This window comes from Natronococcus pandeyae, from assembly GCF_008122205.1.
Taxonomy (GTDB): Archaea; Halobacteriota; Halobacteria; order Halobacteriales; family Natrialbaceae; genus Natronococcus; species Natronococcus pandeyae.
In genome coordinates, this window is record NZ_PHNJ01000004.1 from 161,203 (window position 1) to 183,204 (window position 22,002).

24 protein-coding genes are annotated in these 22,002 nt (G+C 65.1%); 11 read left to right on the top strand and 13 right to left on the bottom strand.

Annotated elements, in window-relative coordinates:
• The first annotated feature begins 28 nt into the window (after window positions 1–28).
• Window positions 29–733, top strand: coding sequence for a DUF4336 domain-containing protein (locus tag CV102_RS09675; protein WP_148857793.1), 705 nt, complete (start codon window positions 29–31; stop codon window positions 731–733).
• A gap of 63 nt (window positions 734–796) precedes the next feature.
• Here the strand turns inward: CV102_RS09675 and CV102_RS25875 are convergent, their stop codons facing one another.
• The 4 genes from CV102_RS25875 to CV102_RS09690 all read right to left on the bottom strand — a co-directional run bounded on the left by CV102_RS25875 (window position 797) and on the right by CV102_RS09690 (window position 3,168).
• On the bottom strand, window positions 797–934 hold the full coding sequence (locus CV102_RS25875; protein WP_187432913.1) for a hypothetical protein: 138 nt from the start codon (window positions 932–934) through the stop codon (window positions 797–799).
• Window positions 935–1,103: 169 nt separating this feature from the next.
• Window positions 1,104–1,502, bottom strand: a complete 399-nt coding sequence (locus tag CV102_RS09680; protein ID WP_148857794.1) for a sensory rhodopsin transducer — start codon at window positions 1,500–1,502, stop codon at window positions 1,104–1,106.
• The gene (locus CV102_RS09685; RefSeq protein WP_148857795.1) at window positions 1,499–2,797 is read right to left on the bottom strand and encodes a D-arabinono-1,4-lactone oxidase; all 1,299 of its coding nucleotides are present in this window, start codon (window positions 2,795–2,797) and stop codon (window positions 1,499–1,501) included. The genes CV102_RS09680 and CV102_RS09685 overlap by 4 nt, the downstream gene beginning before the upstream one ends.
• 2 nt (window positions 2,798–2,799) lie before the next feature.
• Window positions 2,800–3,168, bottom strand: coding sequence for a sensory rhodopsin transducer (locus CV102_RS09690; protein ID WP_148857796.1), 369 nt, complete (start codon window positions 3,166–3,168; stop codon window positions 2,800–2,802).
• A 410-nt stretch (window positions 3,169–3,578) separates the two neighbouring features.
• On the opposite strand from CV102_RS09690, the gene CV102_RS09695 reads away from it, so the two are divergent.
• Together CV102_RS09695 and CV102_RS09700 are read left to right on the top strand one after the other, a co-directional pair.
• A complete protein-coding gene (locus CV102_RS09695) occupies window positions 3,579–5,051 on the top strand; it encodes a sodium/proline symporter (protein ID WP_148857980.1) in 1,473 nt (490 codons plus the stop codon).
• A gap of 77 nt (window positions 5,052–5,128) precedes the next feature.
• Complete coding sequence (locus CV102_RS09700) at window positions 5,129–6,703, top strand: DUF790 family protein (protein ID WP_148857797.1); 1,575 nt, start codon at window positions 5,129–5,131, stop codon at window positions 6,701–6,703.
• A 30-nt stretch (window positions 6,704–6,733) separates the two neighbouring features.
• On the opposite strand, the gene CV102_RS09705 is transcribed toward CV102_RS09700, so the two are convergent.
• The 4 genes from CV102_RS09705 to CV102_RS09720 form a co-directional block, all read right to left on the bottom strand.
• Window positions 6,734–7,903: a zinc-dependent alcohol dehydrogenase gene (locus CV102_RS09705; RefSeq protein WP_148857981.1), complete on the bottom strand. Its 1,170-nt coding sequence runs from the start codon at window positions 7,901–7,903 to the stop codon at window positions 6,734–6,736.
• Between the two features lie 95 nt (window positions 7,904–7,998).
• Window positions 7,999–9,315: a PQQ-dependent sugar dehydrogenase gene (locus CV102_RS09710; protein WP_148857798.1), complete on the bottom strand. Its 1,317-nt coding sequence runs from the start codon at window positions 9,313–9,315 to the stop codon at window positions 7,999–8,001.
• A gap of 56 nt (window positions 9,316–9,371) precedes the next feature.
• A complete protein-coding gene (locus CV102_RS09715; protein ID WP_148857799.1) occupies window positions 9,372–9,917 on the bottom strand; it encodes a DUF7122 family protein in 546 nt (181 codons plus the stop codon).
• Window positions 9,917–10,825: an RsmB/NOP family class I SAM-dependent RNA methyltransferase gene (locus CV102_RS09720; RefSeq protein WP_148857800.1), complete on the bottom strand. Its 909-nt coding sequence runs from the start codon at window positions 10,823–10,825 to the stop codon at window positions 9,917–9,919. Before CV102_RS09720 ends, CV102_RS09715 begins: the two co-directional genes overlap by 1 nt.
• 114 nt (window positions 10,826–10,939) lie before the next feature.
• Between CV102_RS09720 and CV102_RS09725 the strand changes: the two genes are divergently transcribed.
• From CV102_RS09725 to CV102_RS09745, 5 genes are all read left to right on the top strand, one after another.
• Window positions 10,940–11,686 (top strand): proteasome assembly chaperone family protein, encoded by a 747-nt coding sequence (locus CV102_RS09725; protein ID WP_148857801.1) that lies wholly within the window; start codon window positions 10,940–10,942, stop codon window positions 11,684–11,686.
• 96 nt (window positions 11,687–11,782) lie between these two features.
• Window positions 11,783–13,207 carry an amidase gene (locus CV102_RS09730; protein WP_148857802.1) on the top strand — a complete coding sequence of 475 codons (1,425 nt, stop codon included), beginning with the start codon at window positions 11,783–11,785 and terminating at the stop codon, window positions 13,205–13,207.
• A gap of 68 nt (window positions 13,208–13,275) precedes the next feature.
• Window positions 13,276–14,118 (top strand): aldo/keto reductase, encoded by an 843-nt coding sequence (locus tag CV102_RS09735; protein ID WP_148857803.1) that lies wholly within the window; start codon window positions 13,276–13,278, stop codon window positions 14,116–14,118.
• A 72-nt stretch (window positions 14,119–14,190) separates the two neighbouring features.
• On the top strand, window positions 14,191–14,940 hold the full coding sequence (locus CV102_RS09740) for a hypothetical protein (protein WP_148857804.1): 750 nt from the start codon (window positions 14,191–14,193) through the stop codon (window positions 14,938–14,940).
• A gap of 98 nt (window positions 14,941–15,038) precedes the next feature.
• Window positions 15,039–15,230, top strand: coding sequence for a DUF7333 family protein (locus CV102_RS09745; RefSeq protein WP_148857805.1), 192 nt, complete (start codon window positions 15,039–15,041; stop codon window positions 15,228–15,230).
• A 132-nt stretch (window positions 15,231–15,362) separates the two neighbouring features.
• Here CV102_RS09745 and CV102_RS09750 read toward each other — a convergent pair whose 3' ends face one another.
• On the bottom strand, window positions 15,363–16,334 hold the full coding sequence (locus CV102_RS09750; protein WP_148857806.1) for a phosphoadenosine phosphosulfate reductase family protein: 972 nt from the start codon (window positions 16,332–16,334) through the stop codon (window positions 15,363–15,365).
• Window positions 16,335–16,555: 221 nt separating this feature from the next.
• Between CV102_RS09750 and CV102_RS09755 the strand changes: the two genes are divergently transcribed.
• A complete protein-coding gene (locus CV102_RS09755; protein ID WP_148857807.1) occupies window positions 16,556–17,221 on the top strand; it encodes a phosphate ABC transporter permease in 666 nt (221 codons plus the stop codon).
• Window positions 17,222–17,283: 62 nt separating this feature from the next.
• Here CV102_RS09755 and CV102_RS09760 read toward each other — a convergent pair whose 3' ends face one another.
• Window positions 17,284–17,535: a hypothetical protein gene (locus CV102_RS09760; protein WP_148857808.1), complete on the bottom strand. Its 252-nt coding sequence runs from the start codon at window positions 17,533–17,535 to the stop codon at window positions 17,284–17,286.
• A gap of 384 nt (window positions 17,536–17,919) precedes the next feature.
• Here CV102_RS09760 and CV102_RS09765 point away from each other — a divergent pair, with 384 nt between their 5' ends.
• Window positions 17,920–18,672, top strand: a complete 753-nt coding sequence (locus CV102_RS09765) for a hypothetical protein (protein WP_148857809.1) — start codon at window positions 17,920–17,922, stop codon at window positions 18,670–18,672.
• Between the two features lie 184 nt (window positions 18,673–18,856).
• A complete protein-coding gene (locus tag CV102_RS09770; RefSeq protein WP_148857810.1) occupies window positions 18,857–20,074 on the top strand; it encodes a metal-dependent hydrolase family protein in 1,218 nt (405 codons plus the stop codon).
• Between the two features lie 292 nt (window positions 20,075–20,366).
• Here CV102_RS09770 and CV102_RS09775 read toward each other — a convergent pair whose 3' ends face one another.
• The 3 genes from CV102_RS09775 to CV102_RS09785 form a co-directional block, all read right to left on the bottom strand.
• Complete coding sequence (locus tag CV102_RS09775; RefSeq protein ID WP_148857811.1) at window positions 20,367–20,684, bottom strand: DUF7577 domain-containing protein; 318 nt, start codon at window positions 20,682–20,684, stop codon at window positions 20,367–20,369.
• 100 nt (window positions 20,685–20,784) lie between these two features.
• The gene (locus CV102_RS09780; protein WP_148857812.1) at window positions 20,785–21,363 is read right to left on the bottom strand and encodes a DUF7110 family protein; all 579 of its coding nucleotides are present in this window, start codon (window positions 21,361–21,363) and stop codon (window positions 20,785–20,787) included.
• 118 nt (window positions 21,364–21,481) lie between these two features.
• A complete protein-coding gene (locus tag CV102_RS09785; protein ID WP_148857813.1) occupies window positions 21,482–21,829 on the bottom strand; it encodes a glutaredoxin family protein in 348 nt (115 codons plus the stop codon).
• Window positions 21,830–22,002 lie beyond the last annotated feature (173 nt).

Genomic DNA, 22,002 nt, shown 5'->3' on the forward strand with positions numbered 1-22,002 from the left:
TTACGAGCCGCTCCGTCGTGGATGCAGTATGCTCGAACACAGAGGGCACCAGCTCTGGACGTACGAAGAACCGCTTCGGTTTCTCGGGTTCGAGATCGGTCGGATCATGACCGTCATCCGGCTCTCGAGCGGCGGGCTCTTCGTCCAGTCGCCCGCCGAGTTGACGCCGGCGCTCCGGTCGGCGCTCGACGACCTGGGGGAGGTTCGCTTCGTGGCCCCGGCGAGCAAGCTTCACGGCCATCTCTACATGGAGCAGTACCGGGAGGCGTACCCTCGAGCCGAACTGCTCGCCGCGCCGGGACTCGAGGTCCGCCGCTCCGACCTGACGTTCGATCAGCTGCTCGGGGACACGCCCGATCCGCGCTGGGCCCCCGACATCGATCAGGTCGCGATCCTCGGGAATCGGTGGCTCACCGAGATCGCGTTCTTCCACCGGCCGAGCGGGACGGTCATTCTCGGCGACGTCGGGTATCCTATCGGGGCAGATAGTCCGCTGAAAACGCGACTCATGGCGCGGATTGCAGGGGTGTACCAGCGCGTTCGACCCACCCTCGACTATCGGCTGACGGTGAAAAACGAGGCGACACTCCGCCGGTCGATTCGGGATCTCCTGGCGTGGGATTTCGACCGGGTGATTCCAGGGCACGGGGAGATCGTCGAGACCGGCGGAAAACAGGCCGTGATCGACGGCTTCGACTGGATACTGGACCCCTCCGTGAGCGGATGGCGATAGCAGGTGAGCCGCGTCGACGACGGGCGCACTACGACACCAATTGTCGATTTCGACGGTCCCGTCTCAGCGAAACAGCCTGTTGATGGCCAGCTCGAGGTACCTCGTGAACGAGACGGTCGGCGTCCCGGGGAGGTAGACCTGGGGGTCGTCCTGTTCGATCGGCACACCGGTGATCGGATCTCGCGGTTCGATTTCGTCCATACTCGAGTTTCGGGCCAGGGCTATTTACGCATTCGCAAATTTAGTTTGCACATTACGAACTAACAATCATTATTGTACAAGGCACGCATGGTAGTGAGAGCCACCGGCGACGGGTTACCAACGTTCACCGACCGCCTGGCTCGGGACTGTTCCGAGAAGGAGGGAGAACTCACTCTCCGTACGCGATCGTCGAGAGCGCCGCGTTCTCCGTCTGGCGCGTGTCCTGCCGGCTCCACTGGACGACGACCGGGACGTTCGACTCGAGCACGATCCCGTACTCCTCGCCGAGCGGCGGCGCGTACGGGTCGATCAGGTCGTTGATACGGACGTGCCGTACGCGTCGGGGAGCGACGGTGAGCGGGTACGGCCCCGCTTCGTGCCCGTCGGCGTACAGCAGCGTCACCTCGAGCGTCGCCATCTCGTCGCCGGCGTTCAGCAGACACAGCTGCTCGTGGCTGACCATCTCCGGTTCCGGACCGATGCTGTCCACGGGGACGTGTCCGCCGGGGAGCTCCCAGCGCGTCTTTCCGATCGGTCGCTCGTCGTTTTCGTTCGTCGAGTCAGTCATCTCTGTCGTGCCTCCGTGCGATCGTCGGGTACTGCTTCTCCGTCCGCGTCGTCGGCGTTCGATTCGTCGTCGTTCGCCAGCAGGTCCTCGAGGTAGTCGGTCATGAACGTGCCGTCGGGATCCAGCTCGCGGCGGATCTCCTGGAACCGATCCCACTCGGGGTACAGTTCGCGCAGTTCGGGCGCGCGGAGCGTGTGTTTCTTCCCCCAGTGCGGGCGGCCGTCGTACTCGCGGAAGATCGGTTCGATGTCTTCGAAGTACTCCCAGTGGTCGAGTTCGGCGTTCTGGATGCACGAGATCGTCATCACGTCGCGCTCGTACTCGGTCGAGAGCATGGCGTCGTCGGCCGCCACGGTGCGGACGAGCAGCCGCCAGCCGACGTCGGCCCGCCAGTTCTCGCGCACGCGTTCGCGCACCCGCTCGAAGCAGTCGAGGCCGTCCTCGACTGGCAGGGCGTACTCCATCTCGTCGAACTCGCGACCGATGTCGTCGTGTTCCGGGATGACCCCCTGCCACCAACCGGTCTGGGTCTCGACGAGCGTCGCGTACGAGAGGTCGTCGTGATCGGTGCCGCCGCCCGGCCCGTTGAGCAGGCGAAGTTTCACCTCGTCCGACCGGGGGTACCAGTAGAAGTCGAAGTTGCGGTTCTCCTCGATCAGCTCCGGGATGTGATCCCGGCACTCCCGCCAGGTCGTACAGTACTCGCGTCGCTGGATCTTGTAGGTCGTCTGCAAGTCCAGTTGCACCTCGGTGAAGATCCCGAGCGTTCCGAGCGAGACCTGGGCGGCCCGCAGCAGGTCGGGATCGTCCTCGGCGCTGAATTCCCGGATCTCGCCCGATCCGGTGACCATCCGACCGCCGACGAGCGACCCGGCGAGGTTTTCAAATTCGGGACCCGTGCCGTGCGTGCCCGTTCCGAACGCCCCGGCGACGGTCTGCATCGTGACGTCGCCGAGGTTCGGCAGGGCCAGATCCCGGTCGTGCAGTTTCGTCCCGGCCTCCTCGAGGGTCGTCCCGGCGTACAGCGTCGCCGTCTTCGCCTCGGGGTCGTGGTCGACGACCCCGGTCATGTTCGTCAGCGAGACCACGATGTCGTCGGTTCTGACGACGGGGGTCCAGGAGTGTCCTGCACCGGCGACGCGGACAGTCCTGTCCTCCTCGGCGCACTGCCGGACGATCTCCTGGAGTTCGTCCTCGCTTTCGGGCTCGAGGATCCGATCGGGTTCGAAGGAGACGCTTCCCGACCAGTTGGTCCACTCCTCGATGTCCGCCTCGTCCGGCGATTCCGGATCCACGGTCACTCACCCGGGTGTGCGATCGTCGTGAGCAGCGCGTTTTCGGCCTGGCGCGAGTCGAGTCGCGTGTGCTGGCAGACGACCGGCACGTCCGACTCGATCACGCTCGCGAAGTCCTCGCCCTTCGGGATCTCCTCGGGGTCCTCGAACTCGTTGAACCGGAAGTGTGCGGTTCGTTCCGCGGGGACGGTTCGCTCGAACGGGCCGATGGGTTCGCGGTCGGTGAAGTAGACGGTGATCTCGACGGTCGCGTCCTCGTCGTTCGTGTTCAGGATGCAGACCGTTTCGTGGCTGGTCATCTCGGGTTCGGGGCCGGTGCTCCCTTCGGGGATGTACCCCTCCGGGATCGCCCACGTTTGCTTGCCGGTCATCGATTCTCACTCAGTGTACCGTCCGACGAACGTGCGGATAACGCATCGGCCTGTAGCCTCAAGTGTGGTGAGCGAACCCCGTGGAACGGGCGCATCGACGAATCCTCCCGATTCGTGTTGCCGTCACAGATGAACGACCCGCTGACGCCGAGTTCGAGATCCGTCGCGATCCACTCGAGGTTATCGATGAAACCCGGTATACGATCGTGTTAGCCCGGTGTAGTGTATAAAGTCGGTAAGTATATGTCGAAGGTGTGTGCCAGTTCCAGTCATGGTTCTGGGATTGACAACGGGGAGTGCCGTGGCAGTTCTCACGATGATACTCCTTCCGCTACTGACGCTCGCATTGTACTGGATCGACCGAACGCGAAACGACGGCTACGTGTCGGTACTCGGGAGGCGATAACGTGCTGTCGACGATACAGCTCACGTTCGGCGTGTACCTGCTCATCCTGCTCGTCATCGGCGCGTACTTTTTCCTCACGACGGAGACGAACCGACTCTCGGATTACCTGCTCGCGGGTCGGGACGTCGGAACGTGGCCGGTGGCCATTTCCGAAGTCTCCTCGGTCGCCAGCGGGTGGACCTTTTTCGCCTGGGTCAGCGTCGGGTTCACGGTCGGTCTCAACGGGCTGTGGTTCTCGATAACGATGATCCTCCTCGTCATCTTCATGTACCGGTACGTCGGCTCTCGGTTCCGCCGTCAGTCCGAGGACCTCGGTAGCATCACGATCGCCGACCACCTCTCGCTGGCGGTCACGGACGAGCGACTCAGCACGTACATTCGCGTCGTCGCGACGCTCTCGATCCTCGTGTTCATGGGCGCGTACATCGGTGCGCAGGTCATCGCAGTCGGCGAAGCGATGGACACCGGTATCGGGATCAACTACGGGATCGCGATCGCCGTCGGCGGCGTCGTCGTCGGCCTGTACACGATGCTCGGCGGATTCAACGCCTCCATCTGGACCGACGTCTTTCAGGGGATCCTCATCTTCGTCGCTGCGGTGACGCTGCCGGTACTGATGATCGCCGAAATCGGCGGCTGGTCGGCGTTCGTCACCGAGGCGGCGGCGGTCGACAACGGGGCGCTGTTCGACATGACCGGCGGTCTCGCCGGACAGGCCCTGCTCGTCGGGACGCTCGCGTGGGTGACGTTCGCGTTCGGCACTATCGGTCAGCCCCACTCGCTGATGCGTCTCCAGGCGATCCGGTCCGAACGACTGCTCAGTCCTGCGGCGACCATCGCGGTCGCTTTCCAGTCGCTCCGACTCACGGTTCCGCTGTTCATCGGCGCGGCCGGTCGCGTGCTCTACGGCTCCGTCGACAACCCGGAGAACGTCGCAATGATGGCGATCGTCGACTTCTTCCCCGCGGTCATCGCCGGAATTCTGCTGGCGGCGATCGTCTCCGCGATCCTCTCGACATCGGACTCGATGCTGCTCGTCGCGTCGTCGGACTTCACGCGGTTCTACGAGGAACAGATCGATCCGGACGCGAGCCAGTCGAAACTCATTCTGCTCGGCCGAGGAACGGTCGGCGTCCTGGCGCTCGGCGGGGTCGCCCTCGCCTTCGTTCGGCCCGGGACCATCTTCGAGATCATCGAGTTCGCCTACGTCGGCCTCGGCGCGACGTTCGGACTGCCGTTGCTGTTCATGCTGTTCTGGGAGCGGACGACCGGCGAGGCGATCCTGGCCGGCATCGTCGCCGGGCTCGTAGCGTCGATCGGTAACCTGTACTTCGCCGGGGACTACTTCCCGATCCTCGTCTGGCCTGTCTGCATCGCGGTGATCGTCGTCGTTACGTTCGCGACCTCGAGCACCGGCGCCGACGTCGCCGGCGTTCCGGAACCGACGTCGGGCGGGAGACAACCTGCGGACGACTGACCCCATCGACCCTGGTTTCGGAAGGCGTCCCGCGATGCCGGTTCACTTTTGCGTTCGCCGCGCGGACGCAGACGTAGATGCTGACGAAGGACCTGCTTCGCGTCTCGCGGGCTGGCGGCGGCTATCACCCCCAGTTCGCGGGCCGCGAGCACCGTCCGCTCGCCGCCCGCGTCATCGGCACGTACCAGGGCCACGTCGAGAAGCCGCGCGAGGACCTCGAGACCGCACTTACCGATCTCGAGCGCGATGCGGAGCACTTCAAACTCGTGCGCGGCTTCTCGGCGCTGCTCGAGCGCGACGCGATCTTCGAGACCGACGCGGCGGTCGAGCCCGAACGCGCCCGAAAAGCCACGTTCGAGGCGGCCGAAGCCGTCGGCGTCGTCACGGAAGACGAGCGGGCGATGGCGCTCGAACGCGGCGCCGAGGGTCTCGACCTCTCCGCTGACGATCTCGAGCGGACGCTGTACGCCGACCTCGAGGAACGTCAGGTGCTCACCGCGGTCGAGCCGCGGTGGGACCCCGACGGACTGGTCGCCCAGTACAACCTCTCGATGGCCCAGACGGCGCTGTTCGACGCGACCGAACTGCGGGTCCGCTCGAGCGATCCGAAGGCGCTGGTGTCGGCGATCAAGCGGCTGCGGCTGATGTACGAGATCCGGCGGACCGGCGAGACCGACGGGACTGCGCTAAGCGACCGCGAAGTCATCGTCACCGGCCCGACCCACCTCTTTCGGGCGACCCGCCGGTACGGAACGCGCTTCGCCCGACTGCTGCGGACGGTCGCGAAAGCCGACGAGTGGTCCCTCGAGGCGACGATCGACGACCGCGGCACCGAGCGCACGCTCACCCTCTCCGACGAGGACCCCGTCCGGGTGCCGAACGCCGAACCCGTCGCCGACGTCTCCTTCGACAGCGGCGTCGAGGCAGATTTCGCCGCCCGGTTCTCGAATCTTGATCTCGACTGGGACCTCGTGCGCGAACCGGAGCCGCTCGCGACGGGAACGCGGGTGATGATCCCCGACTTCGCGTTCGACTACCGTCCTGCGGGCGGTGCCCGCAGCGGCTCGTCGGACTCGTCCGACGGTGAGCACGGCGAGTTCCGCGTGTTCTTCGAAATTATGGGCTTCTGGACGCCCGAGTACGTCGAGAAGAAGCTCGGACAGCTCGCGGGGCTCGAGGACGTCGAACTGATCGTCGCCGTCGACGAGTCCCTCGGCGTCGGAGAGGAGATTGCCGCGCGGGACTTCCGGGCGATCCCCTACACGGGGACGGTCCGACTGAAAGACGTCGCGGACGTGCTCCGGGAGTACGAACGCCAGCTCGTCGCCGAGAGCGCGGCCGCGCTTCCAGACGAACTGTGTCCCGACGAGGACGTCGTCTCGCTCGAGGCCCTCGCCGCCCGCCGCGGCGTGAGCGAGGACGCGCTGGCGGACGTCTCGTTCCCCGAGCACGAACTGGTGGGACGGACCCTGGTACGGCCGGCGGTGCTCGAGTCGCTCGCCGACGAGATCGAGACCGGAATCTCGCTCTCGGCGGCCGAAGCGACGCTCGAGGCGTACGAAATCAGTGACTCGAGTGCGATCCTCGCCGAACTCGGCTACCGCGTCGAGTGGGAGGGGCTCGCCGGGGGGACGCTGGTCGAACGTGACTGACCTCGAGCGTGCATCCCCGGCGTAGCGCCCTCAGGGCGTCAGCACGGTCTTGATGCACTCGTCTTCCTTCTCGTTGAACGTCTCGTACATCTCCGGTCCGTCCTCGAGCGACGCCTGGTGGCTGATGACGAACGAGGGGTCGATCTCGCCCTCCTCGATCTTCTCGAGCAGTGGATCGAGATAGCGCTGGACGTGCGTCTGTCCCGTCTTCACCGTCAGCGACTTGTTCATCACCGGGCCGAACGGGAGGTTGTCGGAACGCCCGAGGTAGACGCCGGGAACCGAGAGCGTGCCACCTTTCCGACAGCACTTGATCGCCTGCCGGAGCACGTGGGGACGGTCCTCCTGGAGGTGCATCTCCTGTTTGGCCTGATCGGCGAAGCCGACGAGGCCCGTACCGTGAGCCTCCGTTCCGACCGCGTCGATGCACCGGTCCGGCCCGCGGTCCCCGGTCATCTCCATGAGCCGGTCGTAGACGTCGTCCTCCTCGAAATCGATCGTCTCCGCGTCGCCGTGTTCTCGCGCCATCTCGAGGCGCTCGGGGATCCGGTCGATGGCGATCACTCGTTCGGCGCCGAGCATCCAGGCGCTCTGGATGGCGAACTGACCGACCGCTCCGCAGCCCCAGACCGCGACCGTGTCGTTCTCCTCGATATCGGCGTTTTCGGCGGCCATGTATCCCGTCGGGAAGACGTCCGAGAGGAAAAGCACCTGCTCGTCCGGCAGGCCGGAGTCGACGGTCACCGGCCCGACGTCGGCGTACGGGATTCGCAGGTACTCGGCCTGCCCGCCGGCGTAACCACCCAACATGTGGGAGTATCCGAACAGGGCCGCCGGCGAGTGGCCCATCACCTTCCGGGCGATTTCGGCGTTCGGGTTCGAGTTGTCACAGAGGGAGTACATATCGCTTCCGCAGAACCAGCAGGAGCCACAGCTGATGGTGAAGGGGACGACGACGCGGTCGCCCACTTCGAGGGTTTCGACCTCGTCGCCGACTTCGACGACCTCGCCCATCGGCTCGTGACCGATGATGTCCCCCTCTCGCATCGACGGCATGTAGCCGTTGTAGAGGTGGAGATCGGAGCCGCAGATGGCGGTCGCCGTGATCTCGATTATCGCGTCGTTCGGGTTGACGATCTCGGGCTTCGGAACCTCGCTGACGCGGACGTCCTGTTCGCCGTGCCAGGTGAGCGCTTGCATCGTGCCATCCATTGTATATCTACGCTAGCAACCGTCGCCAAGCTTTCAATTAAAGAGAACCCCTGTTTGTGCAGCAGACCGCCGAATTCGACGACTTACGCCGTTCGAATCCGAACCAGTACGTCGTCCCGATCACGGGGAAATCGATCCTCGTCGAACCCTGCCCCGCCGTCGCGGTTCGAGGTGACCGCCAGCACGTCGCCGTTCGGCGCTTGCGTTACGTGTCGAATCCGACCCAGGTCGTCGTCCAGCACGCGGTGGGTGGTCGCGGTGTAGCTCTCGTCGAGCCACGCGGCGTCGTGCCGCCGGGACTCCCCGTCCAGCGGCGGCTGTTCGGCGTCGGGCGGCAGTAGCGTGACGACGTTCAGGTGCGTCCCGTAGAGGGTCGCGACCAGCAACCGGTGGCGCCAGGCGGAGATCGCGTCGCCCTCGTAGAAGACGCAGCCGGCGGGCGCCCAGGTCAGTTCCGGCCCCGTGTTCACCAGCGGCGGCTCGTACTCTTCGTGGTCGTCGTAGCTCTCGTACTCCTCGTCGTCGGGGCCGCCCTGGGCGACCGGCCAGCCGAAGTTCGCGCCTGGCCGCAGCCGCTGGATCTCGTCCCGGCCGGTCGGCCCGTGATCGGTACAGAGCGGCGTCCCGTCGGGCAGCCAGGCGAGCCCCTGGGGATTGCGGTGGCCGGAGGTGAACAGCCGCGGATCGGCGTCCTCGAGATCCGGATTCTCGTCTGACGGGTCGCCGTCGGGTGTCAGCCGTAGAATCGTCCCGCCGAGCCGACCCGGGTCCTGCGCGGGATCCTCCTCGGAGGTCCCGTCCGTGATCCAGAGGTCGCCCTCCGGACCGAACGCGATACGCCCGCCGATCGTGTGGTGACCCTCCATCCCCTCGACGAGCACCTCGAGCGTCTCGAGTGGCTCGGCCGCGCTCGCGTCGAACCGGCCGACGCGGTTGTCCTCGCTCGAGCCGTAGTAGACGTAGACGAACGCTGGGTCGGGATAGTCGGGATGGACGGCGACGCCCTGCGCGTGGTCGCCCGGCAGTTCCCACCGATTCTCGTCCGCCACGTCCGTCGCGTCGAGCGGATCGCCGCCGGCCTCGAGCACCGCCTCGGTCTCGAATCGCAGCAGGCGCCCCTCGCGTTCGGTGACGTAGAGTTCGTCCGTCGGGGCGAACGCGAGGTCCCACGGGACCGCCAGGTCGGTGACGAGGGGTTCGGGTTCGACGGCGGGCTCGAGCGGCGACCCCTCCGGGAGTTCCCAGTCGAGATCCGCCGCACCGTCGTTCGACGGTACGTCGTTCTCGTCGCTCGAGTCCGATCCCTCGTCGTCGAACACCGACGTACACCCGCCGAGTACGGTCGCGCCGACCGCGGCGAGTAGCGCTCTTCTCGAGGAGTTCTCGACGTACGCTGGCACAGCTACTCGTTCGCCGACCGTTCGGAAAAAGAAGTCGCCGAGCGACGACCGACCCGTTACAGGTCCCGCTGTCGCCCCTTGGGGACCATCGAGCGCAGTTCGCCGTGGACGTACAGCCCGATACCGAGGGGTTCGCGCTCGCCCGCGATTTCGTGGGCGGCGATCAGGTACCCCCAGTCGCCGTTCCACCACTCGAGGTCCTGATCCTCGCCGGCGGCGAACCGGCGGGCCTCCTCGCGCTCGAGGTCGATCACACAGTCGCTGGCGTGGCGGCCGAACCGCTGGACGAAGTCCGTCGTCGGCTTCCAGTGCTCCTGGCGGGTGCGCAAGCAGGTCATCCCGATCGCCTCGATCGAGATCGGCGAGGGAGCGTCGCCGCCGTAGATCCAGATCTTGCCGGCACCCTTCTCCCAGAACGTGTAGTCGTCGAACGTCTCCGGCGGAATGCCGAAGCGATCCGCGAAGTAGTCGACGACCGCCTCGCGGCTGGCCCGGCCTTCGACGGTCCGTTCGGCCGCCGTTTCCGGCAGGCGGCCGAACTGCTGGCCGTCGTTCTGCTCGAGTTCGCCCTCGCTTGCGCCGTCCGCGCGTTCGTCCGCCATCAGGCGGTCACCTCCAGTTTCGCGACGAAGAAGCCGCCGGTGTCGTTCTGGTGGGGGTAGATCCGCGCCGCCTGCTCGAGGCTCTCGTCGTAGCTGTCGTCCTCCCACTCGGTGAGCCCCGGCGAGTGTTCGAGGCCGAGGTCGAAGTCGACGACCCGGCAGTCCTCGCGATTCAGGGCGTGCTGGACGACAGCCTCGTTCTCCTCTGGCGCGAACGTACACGTCGAGTAGACGACGGTGCCGCCCTCGCGGGTGGCCTGGATCGCGCGTCGAAGAATGCCCTTCTGGATGCCCGCGACGGAGGAGATGTGGCCCTCGGACCAGTTGTCGAGCGCGTCCGGGTTCTTTCGGATCGTCCCCTCGCAGGAACAGGGGGCGTCCACGAGCGTTCGGTCGAACTCGTCGAAGTCGAAGCGCTCGAGCGAGTAGTTGCGGGCGTCGTCGTTCGTGACAGCGAGGCTCGTCGCGCCCAGCCGTTCGGCGTTGAACCGCAGCGCCGAAATCCGGCCGAGGTTGTTGTCGTTCGCGACGACGGTTCCGCGGTCGTCCATCAGCGCCGCGAGCTGGGTCGCCTTCCCGCCGGGTGCGGCACAGCAGTCCCAGACGCGCTCGCCGGGTTCGGGGTCGAGGACGACCGGCGGCACCGCCGACACCTCCTCCTGACCGTGGGTGAAGCCGTGGAACGACGTCCACGTCGACCCCGGCGAGTCGGTCTCGAGCCGCAGGACGCGAGGGTTCCAGTCGGCCTGTTCGTACTCGGCGCCCTCCTCCTCGAGGGCGGCCGTCGCTCGCTCGACCGAGGATTTGATCGTGTTCACGCGGACCGCGTTGCCAAGCGGCCGCTCACAGGCCGCGAGAAACGCCTCGAAATCGTCGATGATCGGTCGATACCGCTCGAGTGGCTCCATTGCGTCCGAGTTCGATCGCCCGTCGCTTGTGGGTTTCGAAGCGCCAGCAGCGACGGCAGTCCCGTGTGAGTCGCCGGCGTCGTCTTTATGCTACTCTCTCACAACTGTCTTCGTATGACCGGGATTCAGCTCCAGGGACCCGAGGTAACGCTCGAGAACCCCACGCTCGTCGAGGGCTTTCCGGGGGTCGGGCTCGTCGGCAAGATCGCGACCGACCACCTCGTTCGGGAACTCGAGATGGAGTACTACGCCAGTCTCGACTGCGAGGGGCTGCCGCGGATCGGGGTCTACCGCGGTGGCGATGGGCAGGCGCGTCCACCCGTTCGGATGTACGTCAGCGAGGAACACGACCTGTTCGCCCTCCAGAGCGACGCGCCGATCGGTTCCGACGCCGTCGAGAGCGTCGCCAACTGCGTGAGTGGCTGGATCACCGAGCGGGAGGTTCGCCCGATCTACCTCAGCGGGCTCCCGACCGAACGGGACGGGGAGGGGCGCCCGTCGCTGTACGGCATCGCTACCGGCGACGAGACCGAGACGCTCGAGGAGCACGATATCGACGTCCCGCCCGAGGACGGCGTCGTCAGCGGTCCGACGGGGGCCCTGCTCAATCGTGCCGCACAGTACGGACACGACAGCGTCGGACTCATCGTCGGCTCCAGCCGGCAGTTCCCCGATCCGGAGGCCGCGAGCGTCCTGCTCGAGGAGGGGATCGCGCCGATCGCCGACGTCTCGATCGACGTCTCCGATCTCGTCGACCGCGCGGAGGAGATCCGGGAGAAACGAGAGCAGTTCGCCCGACAGATGCAGGAGATGAGTCAGGACGAGAGTTCCCAGGCCCAGCCGCTGCGGATGTACCAGTAACGAGCCTGTCGTCCGTCCACTGCACCCGCCGTCCGTCCACTGCTCCGTAGAACGGATCCGATACGCTGATCGTGTGCGACCTGTTCGGTTAGTTGCATGTCACACGAGACGGCCCTCACCCGCGTCTCTGCGACCGAACTCGCGGCCCGGGTCCGGGACGGAGACGTCACGGCGACCGAAGCCGTGGAAGCGTCGCTCGAGCGGATCGACGACCGCGACGAGGAGATCAACGCGTTCGTCACGGTCTGTGCGGCGGACGCGCGTGAGGCCGCTGCCGAAGCGGACCGCGCGCTCGAGGCCGGCGAGGACGTCGGACCGCTCCACGGCGTCCCGCTGGCGCTGAAAGACCTCGGGGCGTTGAAAGCGGGCGTCCGACACACCTTCGGATCGGTGCTCTTCGACGATTACGTCGCCCCGGAGACGTCGGCGATCGTCGAGCGACTCGAGGACGCCGGAGCGATCGTGATCGGGAAGACGAACACGCCGGCGTTCGGGCACAAGGGGACGACCGACAACGAACTCGTCGGGCCGACGGCGTCGCCGATCGATACGGATCTCAACGCCGGTGGATCGTCAGGAGGGTCCGCCGCGGCGGTGGCCGCGGGAATGGTACCGATCGCGACGGGCAGCGATGCGGGCGGTTCCCTCCGGATCCCGGCTTCCGCCTGCGGAGTGTACGGGTTCAAGCCGACGTTCGGGTTGATTCCGGGCGGCGGGAGACCGCATACGTTCGGACGCCAGACCCATCACATCACGACGGGGCCGATAACCCGTACCGTCGAGGACGCTGCCCTCCTCCTTTCCGTGCTGAGCGGACCGCACTCGGCGGATCCCGCGAGCGTTCCCGTCGAGATCGACTACCGCGATGCAGTCGGTCGGTCGATCGACGACTACCGCATCGCCTACAGTCCGGATCTCGAGGTCTTCCCGGTTGCGGACGACGTGCGCGCGGTCGTCGAGGACGCGCTCGGCGCGTTCGAGGCCGCGGGTGCGACCGTCGAGAGGGTGTCGATCGATCACGGCTACTCGATGGCGGAACTCACGGACACCGTGACGTCGACGTACGCGACGGCGATGCTCGAGAGCGCGACGCTCGTCGAGGAGGTCCACGGAATCGATCTCCGCGACCATCCGGACGAGGTGGCCGACAGTCTACTCGCGATGATCCGCGGCGGCGAGACGGTCGGAACCGAAGACGTCGCCCGGTCGACCCTCGTCAGAACGGACGTCTTCGAGGCCGTAGCTGACGTCTTCGCGGAGTACGATCTGCTGGTGACGCCGACGCTCTCGAGAGTCGACGTGGAGCTAGACGAGGATCTCGCAACCGACGCCTGGGAGTGGCCGCTCACCTGGCCGTTCAACTGGACCGGCCATCCGGCGGCCTCCGCACCGGCGGGACTCACGGATCGAGGTCATCCCGTCGGCATCCAGTTCGTCGGTCGACGCTTCGAGGACGACGCCGTCCTCGCAGGAAGCAGCGCACTCGAGCGCGAACGTCCCTGGGATCGGGTGTCCAAGTAACGGCCCGTCGTCCCCCGTCATCGACCGCAACCCAAACCCATTTTCGCGCGCTGGCCCTCGCTCCGTGCATGGGAATCGAAGATGCAGAGACGATTGCGCCGGGTACCTGTCCGACGGCGAACGGAATGCCGATGCTCGGCCTCGGCACCTGGCAGAACGAGGACCCCGATCAGTGTGCCGAGAGCGTTCGGAACGCTCTCGACGTGGGGTACCGTCACATCGACACGGCGCAGGCGTACGACAACGAGGAGAGCGTCGGTGAGGGAATCGCCAGCGCCGACGTCGACCGGGAGGACGTGTTCCTCGCGACGAAGATCTGGATCTCGAACCTGGCGTACGACGACGTCCTCGAGACGGCCAGAGAGAGTCTCGACCGACTCGGGGTCGAGAGCGTCGACCTGCTGTACGTCCACTGGCCGGCGAGGACGTACGACGCCGAGGAGACGCTCGCGGCGTTCTCGGAGCTCTACGACGAGGGGCTGATCGAGAACGTCGGCGTGAGCAACTTCCTCCCGGAGCAACTCGAGGCGGCCATCGACATCTGTGACGCGCCTATCGTGGCGAACCAGGTCGAACTGCACCCGCTGCTCCAGCAGCCGGAGCTTCGCGAGGCCTGTGCGAACTACGACGTCGACGTCGTCGCCTACTCGCCGCTGGCCCGTGGTGCGGTGTTCGACCAGCCGGAAATTCAGGACGTCGCGGCGAGACACGACGTCAGCGAAGCACAGGTGAGCCTCGCCTGGCTGCGCGAGAAGAGTGTCACCGCGATTCCGAAGGCGACGGGCGAGGAGCACCTCCGCGACAACTGGCAGTCGCTCGCGCTGGAACTCGATCGAGACGATATCGACACGATCGACTCGATCGACGAGACCAAACGCGAGGTCGATCCCGATTTCGGTCCCTGGAACTGAGACGTCGGTCTATATCTCGGAAATAGAGAATAAGCAGGAAAACTTACGGTTCAGTAGTTTTTTGCGTTCCATATGTCAACCCGCTCACGGCGTAGCGGCGGTGGTGGGGTCGTCGGTGCGGTCAGGACCGACGTCCAGCGGTTACACGGTGCCTGGATGGAACTCGTCTTCCCCAGACAGCGTGGCCGCGGCCACTCCGTCATGGGGAAATGGAAACCCGAAACGCTCGTACAGAAGATCGGTTACTACTGCTGGAGTACGCTCGGCGCACTCGGTCTCGTCCTGCTGTATCCGCTCACTGTCATCGGTCTCGCGACCCGGTACTACGCGTCGAAACTCGACTCGACCAGGACCAGACTCGGCGTTGCTGGCGTCACCGCGATTGCGCTTCTCGGCTGGGGAACACTAACAGTTATCGCACATATTCAACTCGAGTTCGGGCCGTTCCTCGCGATCGCCGCAGCGAGTGGGGTCGCGACAGTCTCGACGACGCTCGCCGCAGTCTTTTCGAAAGTGGGCGGCCGCGCCGTCTCGGTCGTGCTCGCGTATCCCTTCGCGATGACGGCACTGTTCCTGCCGCCGGTCGTCGCCGCGCTCGTCACGCCGTCGCTCGAGGGAGTCGTCCTCGAACCCAGCTACGAGTTCGCCGTCTGGGCGCTCGACAACGTCCTGGTCGTCGGCGGACTCAACGAGTTCCTCCGTGCCAACTACGAACTCGAGGGTGCCGCCTACGCCGCAATGTGGGTCGGGATCTCGTTCCCACTCGGCTGGTTCTTCGGACTGGTCGTCGCGCTGGCGAACCTCGTGCGGCCGTCCGGCTGAGAACATCGCTGGCTGACTGTTCTCTGGTACCCGACATTCCGCCTGATCGCACTGCCGGTTCCCGATACCATTTGAGACTCCGCGTTGTACCGTCGTGCATGGAATTCGATCTCCCAACGACGGCGGCCACGTTCATCGCAGTGATCGCGATCGCCACCGTCGGTATGCTCGTTTCGAACATGATGGCGACGGACACCGTTCTGATGATGGTCGTGCCGTCGATGGTGATCTTCGGTGCGCTCATGTTCGCGATCGGCATGAAATACGGCGAGCATCGGGCGACGCCGTAAATCGCCGAGCAGTAACTTCGTTTTCCCGAGCGAGCGGGCGCCGAACGCACTCGACGTCAGGCACCGTTCGTCTCGTTCACCGGTACACGACCGGAAAAAGAGGGGACACCGTCCAGAAGATCGTCCGCTAGCTCACATGTAGCCGAGGTCGCGCAGGCGCTCCATCAGGTCCTCCTTGTCCTGGGCGCGGCCCGCGCGCTCGGTCGTTCCCTCGAGGTCCTGTAGCCAGGCAGGCTCGTCCTCGGTCTTCTCGGTGCTGATCTCGCTGCCCAGCGAGCGGAACCCTTCCCAGTACTTCGGCGAGACCGGCGTGTCCTCGGGTTCGAGATCGTCCGGCAGGTCGTCTTTGCTCTCGGGGACGTAGCCCTCGTCCGGGAACTCCTCGACGGTGTCCGGGACGACGAAGTTCCAGAACGCTTCCCAGACGGCCGCCTCCTCGAAGTGCAGGATGGACTGGATGCGGTCGTGGGGCGGATAGATGTCGGGGTCGTGGCGCGGCGAGAAGAACGTCTCGTCGGCGCGGGCCTCCTGTTCGTCCCAGCGGACGCCGGAGATGACGCCGTCGACGTCGTGCTCCTCGAGTGCGTCGTTGAGCGCCACCGTCTTCAGCAGGTGGTTGCCGGCGTAGGTGTCGAGCAGGAACGGGAAGGTGTCTTCCTCGTACTCGAGGATGTCGTCGATATGGTGCTGGTTGTGCTCAGAGAGCTCGTCGACGGGAATGTCGTCGCCGGGCGTGAGATCGTTCGCCTCGACGTACTCGCCGATGTCCTCGTTGCGCGCGTAGATGACCTCGAGATCCCACTTCTCGGCCCAGTCGTCGACGAAGTCGTGGATCTGGTCGAAGTGCTGGTAGTGGTCGATGAAGATCGCCGGCGGTACTTCGAGGTCGTAGCGGTCGGCGACCTCCTTGACGAAGTAGAGGACGAGCGTCGAGTCCTTTCCGCCGGTCCACATGACGGCGGGGTTCTCGTACTGCTCGAGACCCTGTCGGGTCACTTCGACGGCCTTCTCGATCTTGTCGTTGATGTGCGGATAATCCTCGGGATTTTCGCCCTCACCGTCCTCGTAGTCGACGTCGACGTAATCAGGGAAGTTCTCGGTCATCGTGCTGTAATTAGATATAATTAGGACGGTTAAACCGTTTTTGGGACCGGAAACCTCTGACGGAATTTCGGACGGGTCGTCTCACCGTCACGCCCACTCTCGTCGACGATCCCGGTTGGGATTTCGTCGCTTCGGCACTCGAGACTCGGGTATCGATCCGAACCCACTCCGTAATTCAAGAAACAAAGAATTTATCTATTTCTTATGATTACTGTCAGTCTATGATAGACGGTGTTGCGCTCGGCCTCGTTCTCGGCGGCGTCGTCCTCCTGTTCTCCGGCGCCGCGCTCTCGGTGTACGGTGTCGTTGTCCTGGGACTCTTCCTCGGCGGCAGCGGTGGCTACCTCGTCGGCCCGTCGGTCGGCGCTGCGATCGGTCTCGAGGGAGCCGTGGCCGCCGGGGCACCGATCCTCCTCGGAGCGCTCGCGGGTGGCCTCCTCGGCTACCTGCTGCTGTCGGCCGCAGTCGCCCTGATGAGTTTCGTCGTCGGCACGCTGCTCACGATGGCCCTGGTCGCACCGGCCGTCCTTGACCACCAGTGGTACCTCGAGTGGGGCGTCGCGCTCGTCGCCGGCCTCGTCGCCGCGTTCCTGGGCATGCTCCTCACGAAGTGGACGATGGTCGGGATCACTGCAGTCGTCGGGGCCGCGTTCGCCTCTCGATCGCTCACGCTCGAGCAGTTCGCCGCCGCACGGCAGTCGCTGACGCTCGATCCGTTGCTGTTCGAGGTCGCCTCTCCGCTGTTTCTGGGGCTGGTCGCGCTCGGCGTCCTCTCGCAGTTCGGCCTGTTCACGTTCGGCTACGTGACGCGGATCGCACGGCTGCTGCCGGGTGCAACGGTGCTCCCAGGCCGCCACAACGAACAGGAGCCAGAGCCGGCAGGGTAACGCGGTCGCGACCGATCAGCTATCGGCCTTCTGTGAAGTAAACAGAGATCGCCGACGAACGGCTAGTCGTCCGTCTGTCCCTCGTCGACGTCGTAGTAGTTCCCCGGCCCACCGCCGTCTTCACCCCGGGCCGGTTTCGCGGACGGCCGGAACGTGAACGCGCCGGTTACGCTGTCGCTGACGAAGACGAAGTCACGCGCCTCGTTGTAGACGGCGCCCCAGGCGAACGGCGGCGTCGAGGGGACGACGCCGACGTCCTCGTGGTCGGTGGCGATCTCTGCACCCTCGGTGGTCGCGTCCCGTTCGGTCGTCACCGGGTTCCGCGGATCCGTAATGTTGGCCGTCCACGCGCCGTTCCGGTAGCCACCGTCGACGAGCTGTTGCAGCGATACTCACCACGAACGTCCGTCGGGATCGCTGTTTGATGAATGACCAGCCAGCCACGCGGATTGACATGGATACTTCAACGGCTCGTTTGTATTGGCTGTCGCTACAATATTGGCGTACTGAATATCGTGGAACGGATTATATAATGGCGGTCTAACGTCAGAAAACCGCGTCGGGGCGGCTACCCGTCTTCGACGGACGTTTCGATTCGTCGAGACGCCAGCGCTGTGTTATCCGTTGGGCTGTCGCGCGCTCGCCCCCGCGAATGGTGTGGCTTACTTTGTAGATTGCCGGTCCAGGAACGAACAACGATGCCCGCGGAAGATCGGTTCGCGAGTCACGTGGTCGACGACGAATCAGTGCGGGTTCTCACGACCGGGAGACTCCTCGAGGGATTCACGCCGGGACGGCTGACCATCGGCCTCACCGATCGACGACTGCTGTGCGTCTCGGAGACGGGTGCATTTACCGACGTCAGATACGAGTACATGAGTTCGGTCCGGAGTCGCCCGCAAACCAGGTGGGAGTACCAGTACCGGACCGGCGACGCCGTTCTGGCGGGGCTGGTCGGTGGGTTCCTCGCACTCGTCTTCCTCTTCGTCGCCGTCGGAACCGCCTCGGGCACCGGCCTGGTCGATGGCTCGCTCACGGTCGCTCTCGCAGCCGTAACCGCCGTAGCCGTCGTGTCGACCCAGCGCGTTCGCAGGGCCACTGGGAACGGGCAGGCGAATCGCCAGCTGTTCGTCGGGGTCGGCCTCCTCACACTCGGCGCGTTCGTCGCCGCCGCGGTCGCCTCCTCGAGCGTCTCTCTGCCGCTGTTCGCCCTCGCGACGGGGTGTGGGGTGGTGCTCTCCGCGTACGGTCCCCGGTACGCCACAGCGTTCGACGGGATCGGACTGCACCGTCGCCGGGAGACACGGATCACGATCACCACTGTCGACGGGCAGTCGATACAGCTCGTCACCGACACCGACGCGGAACTGGACCGCGAACTCAGCGCCTCGCTCTCTCGAAGCGACTCGCCTTCGCCGAGCGTTCCGCTGAGCCGTTCCCCCTCGAGCTAAGCCGAGTCTCGTCTCGCTGGAAGTATCTATCCGTAACGTGCTTCGTCGTTCCGTCGTCACGAACCCCGAGCAGTGACAACGGTTGATCGAGATTGCCGCCGGCGGTCCGCGTACTGTCGTGGCTGGAACGGCCCGTCCTCTGTGACTCACAAGAGATATGAGATTCCTCTCACAACCCCACCCTATGCGAGTTGTTGACGCGGACGTGCTCATCACGGGCCGGGACGAGCGACCGATCGAGGACGGACGGGTCGTCTTCGACGACGAGGGGACGATCGACGCCGTCGGCACGCAAGAGGACGTCAGCGCGCCGGGTGGAGCCGAACACGAGGAGTATCCGGCGGTCATGCCGGGGCTCATCGACGCACACCTCCACCTCCAGGGGATGCGCGAGATGGACCCGCTCTCGTGGATCACGGAGTCGTCGGAACTGGGGACTGCCCGGGCGACAGCCGACCTCCGGGACCTCCTCGCGGCGGGGTTCACCGCCGTTCGGGACGTCGGTTCGACCACCGGAATCGGCCTCCGCGACGCCGTCGACGAAGGAACCATTCCTGGTCCTCGGATCTTCACAAGCGGACAGAGCATCAGCCAGACCGGAGGCCACGGCGACGCTCACTTCCTGCCCTACGAGTGGATGACGAACACCGACGAGTCACTCGCGACGCTCGCGGACGGCGCCGACGAGTGTCGGAAGGAGGCCCGCAAACGCATCCGCGACGGCGTCGACGTGCTCAAGATCATGACGACCGGCGGCGTTTTGAGCGAGAAGGACACTCCCGACCAGAGTCAGTTCACCGACGCCGAGATCCGTGCCTTCGTCGAGGAAGCCCACCGCGTCGGCATCCCGGTCGCCTCCCACGCCCAGGGTGCGCCCGGAATCAAGGCCGCGCTGCGAAACGGCGTCGACACCATCGAACACGGCTTCTCGCTCGACGAGGAGTGCATCGACCTCTTCCACGAGACTGGCGGTATCTTCGTCCCGACGCTCTCGATCATGCACCGCCTGATCGAGAAGGGAAGCGACCACGGTGTCCCCGAGTACGGTCTCGAGAAGGCCCGAAGAGCCAGCGAAGCCCACTTTGCCTCCGTCGAGCGCGCCTACGAGGCCGGCGTCCCCATCGCGACGGGAACGGACTTCCTCGGCCCCGACCTCGTCCCGCACGGCGAGAACGCCCTCGAACTCGAGCTGTTCGTCGACGAGATCGGCATGGACGAGCACGAGGCGCTCCAGTCCGCGACCCGGGTCGCCGCCGAAACCGTTCCCGCCGACGACATTGGGACCCTCGAGGCCGGCAACCGCGGCGACCTGCTCGCACTCGGCCGCGATCCGCTCGAGGATATCACCGCCGTTCGTGCGGTCGAAGCGGTGTACTGTGGCGGTAACCCCGCCGAAATCTGAGCATCCGTTTTGGCTACCTGGAACGCGATCGTTCGTTCTCCGCCCAAATTACGTTGGAGCAATGGTGAAGCGAGAAGAGGTCTTTTGTCTGGGTATGAGCCGAGCAAAATCCGCTTCGAAGGTTGTGGCAGTGTGTCAGGTCTGTGACTCGGTCTACGTCTCGGAGCAGAAGCCAGACGGGACGATCCGTCCGATCGGCGTCGCTGCGGACTGTACGTGCGGTGACGGTGATTTTCGCCGCGTGTCGTAAGCTAAATTGGGATCGTGTGTTGCGCTGAGTCGTCTCCTCGGGCTACGAGGGGAGGCGAGTGAGGCACTCGCGGCAGTACCGCATACTGGTTCGGTTCGTAACGCCACACGCGGGACAGTGAACGCTCGAGGCATCGGCGCGTTCGAACTCGAGTCCTCCAGCCAGAACCGCGAGGACGTCGTCGTTCGTCGTGATCTCGTTCTCGGCGCCCCGGCTCCGGGCCCACTCGTTGATGAGGTCGTCGTCTCGCAGTCGCTCGAGTCCGCGGACCAGTCCTAAAAAGAGGATCGTCGGGGCGATAATCACGAACACCGCGAGCGCAAGTCGGCCGACGATCCCGTACGTACTCGGATCGTCCATGTGGACTCGGTACGGCAACGATGGCGATACGTCTATCGTCAGGTACCGATACTGACACCGATTTTCTCACCGACCAGTTGAACTGGTACGCTGGGTGCGCTCAGTCCGTAATGAACTTGTTGTCGCGCCAGTTGACGCCGCCCTGGCCCGAACCGCCGTCTCGCGGTCCTTCGACGACTTCGATGTCGGCCGGACGCGGCTCGCCCTCGACGATTCGCGTCGCGTCGAGGTCGCCGTCGCGCTCGGAGATCGCGGTCAGCGTCCCCTTCTCGGCGGCTTCGGCGATCTCACAGAGGACGAGGAACATCTCGTACTGCAACAGCGAGTTCTGCAGTACCGTCTCGCGGTCGCCCTTGAACGCGGCGAACTCGACGAGTTCGGATTCGATCTCTTCCTCTTCCTCGTCCCAGCGGAAGGTGTTCCGGCGCTCGTCGGGATCCTCCTCGTAGACGCGGTTCTCGGTGACGCTCGCCTTGAGTTGTGCGGTGGGTGTGTACTTGCTTACCGAGTCGTCCTCGGAGACGGCCTTCAGGATGAGTGTGTTGTTCCGTCGGGTAATCTCTACATCCGTGATTCCCTCCGGGAACGTTGCTTCGTCGATGTGGTCGTGAAGGTCTTCGAGGGGCAATTCGAGGGTCGAGTGCAGCCGATAAACGTGTCTGGATTCCTCTGTGGGCATAGGTGGGAAGGTGTGCGGGACGGTCGCTACCCTCTAGTACGTACGCGTGGCTTATATGATCTGCTATTAACTCCGAAAACCATCCACACGAATAAATTTAACTCAAATGGCGGGTAAGCTATTCCGATTGACCGAGCGTTTCGGCCAGCTCGCCGCGTTCCTCGAACTCCTCGAGGATGTCCGAACCGCCGACGAACTCGCCGTCGACGAACGTCTGGGGGATCGTCTCCCAGTCGCTGTGATCCGACAGCGCCGCGCGATACTCGTCGAGTGATTCGAGGACGTCGACGGTCTCGTAGTCGTCGCGGTACTGGTCGATGAGACCGAGCGCTTTCCGGGAGTAGCCACACTGTGGCATCAGTTCCGTTCCCTTCATGAAGAGAACGACATCGTTCTCCTCGATGGTCTCCGCGACCTGCTCGTCGACTTCTTCCTGATCGAGACCCTGGTTCGGTGGGAAGTCCATACCGGCCGTATGTCCGTAAGGGGGATAGGCCTTGCGTCGTTGCAGTTCTGTCGACGATCCGTCACGGCGGTACCAACCCCCTCGAGACCGCTTCGAACGTTCCAGATCGGTCGATAGGGGTACGAACGTCAGTCAAGGACGGCTCGAGCGAGGGTGACGACCGGCGGACTCGT

Excerpts from the sequence above, each read along its gene's own strand:
- CV102_RS09675 (WP_148857793.1), top strand. The coding sequence starts at position 29 with ATGCTCGAACACAGAGGGCACCAGCTCTGGACGTACGAAGAACCGCTT.
- CV102_RS25875 (WP_187432913.1), bottom strand. The coding sequence starts at position 934 with ATGGACGAAATCGAACCGCGAGATCCGATCACCGGTGTGCCGATCGAA.
- CV102_RS09680 (WP_148857794.1), bottom strand. The coding sequence starts at position 1,502 with ATGACTGACTCGACGAACGAAAACGACGAGCGACCGATCGGAAAGACG.
- CV102_RS09690 (WP_148857796.1), bottom strand. The coding sequence starts at position 3,168 with ATGACCGGCAAGCAAACGTGGGCGATCCCGGAGGGGTACATCCCCGAA.
- CV102_RS09700 (WP_148857797.1), top strand. The coding sequence starts at position 5,129 with ATGCTGACGAAGGACCTGCTTCGCGTCTCGCGGGCTGGCGGCGGCTAT.
- CV102_RS09705 (WP_148857981.1), bottom strand. The coding sequence starts at position 7,903 with ATGCAAGCGCTCACCTGGCACGGCGAACAGGACGTCCGCGTCAGCGAG.
- CV102_RS09715 (WP_148857799.1), bottom strand. The coding sequence starts at position 9,917 with ATGGCGGACGAACGCGCGGACGGCGCAAGCGAGGGCGAACTCGAGCAG.
- CV102_RS09720 (WP_148857800.1), bottom strand. The coding sequence starts at position 10,825 with ATGGAGCCACTCGAGCGGTATCGACCGATCATCGACGATTTCGAGGCG.
- CV102_RS09725 (WP_148857801.1), top strand. The coding sequence starts at position 10,940 with ATGACCGGGATTCAGCTCCAGGGACCCGAGGTAACGCTCGAGAACCCC.
- CV102_RS09730 (WP_148857802.1), top strand. The coding sequence starts at position 11,783 with ATGTCACACGAGACGGCCCTCACCCGCGTCTCTGCGACCGAACTCGCG.
- CV102_RS09735 (WP_148857803.1), top strand. The coding sequence starts at position 13,276 with ATGGGAATCGAAGATGCAGAGACGATTGCGCCGGGTACCTGTCCGACG.
- CV102_RS09740 (WP_148857804.1), top strand. The coding sequence starts at position 14,191 with ATGTCAACCCGCTCACGGCGTAGCGGCGGTGGTGGGGTCGTCGGTGCG.
- CV102_RS09745 (WP_148857805.1), top strand. The coding sequence starts at position 15,039 with ATGGAATTCGATCTCCCAACGACGGCGGCCACGTTCATCGCAGTGATC.
- CV102_RS09750 (WP_148857806.1), bottom strand. The coding sequence starts at position 16,334 with ATGACCGAGAACTTCCCTGATTACGTCGACGTCGACTACGAGGACGGT.
- CV102_RS09755 (WP_148857807.1), top strand. The coding sequence starts at position 16,556 with ATGATAGACGGTGTTGCGCTCGGCCTCGTTCTCGGCGGCGTCGTCCTC.
- CV102_RS09765 (WP_148857809.1), top strand. The coding sequence starts at position 17,920 with ATGCCCGCGGAAGATCGGTTCGCGAGTCACGTGGTCGACGACGAATCA.
- CV102_RS09770 (WP_148857810.1), top strand. The coding sequence starts at position 18,857 with ATGCGAGTTGTTGACGCGGACGTGCTCATCACGGGCCGGGACGAGCGA.
- CV102_RS09775 (WP_148857811.1), bottom strand. The coding sequence starts at position 20,684 with ATGGACGATCCGAGTACGTACGGGATCGTCGGCCGACTTGCGCTCGCG.
- CV102_RS09780 (WP_148857812.1), bottom strand. The coding sequence starts at position 21,363 with ATGCCCACAGAGGAATCCAGACACGTTTATCGGCTGCACTCGACCCTC.
- CV102_RS09785 (WP_148857813.1), bottom strand. The coding sequence starts at position 21,829 with ATGGACTTCCCACCGAACCAGGGTCTCGATCAGGAAGAAGTCGACGAG.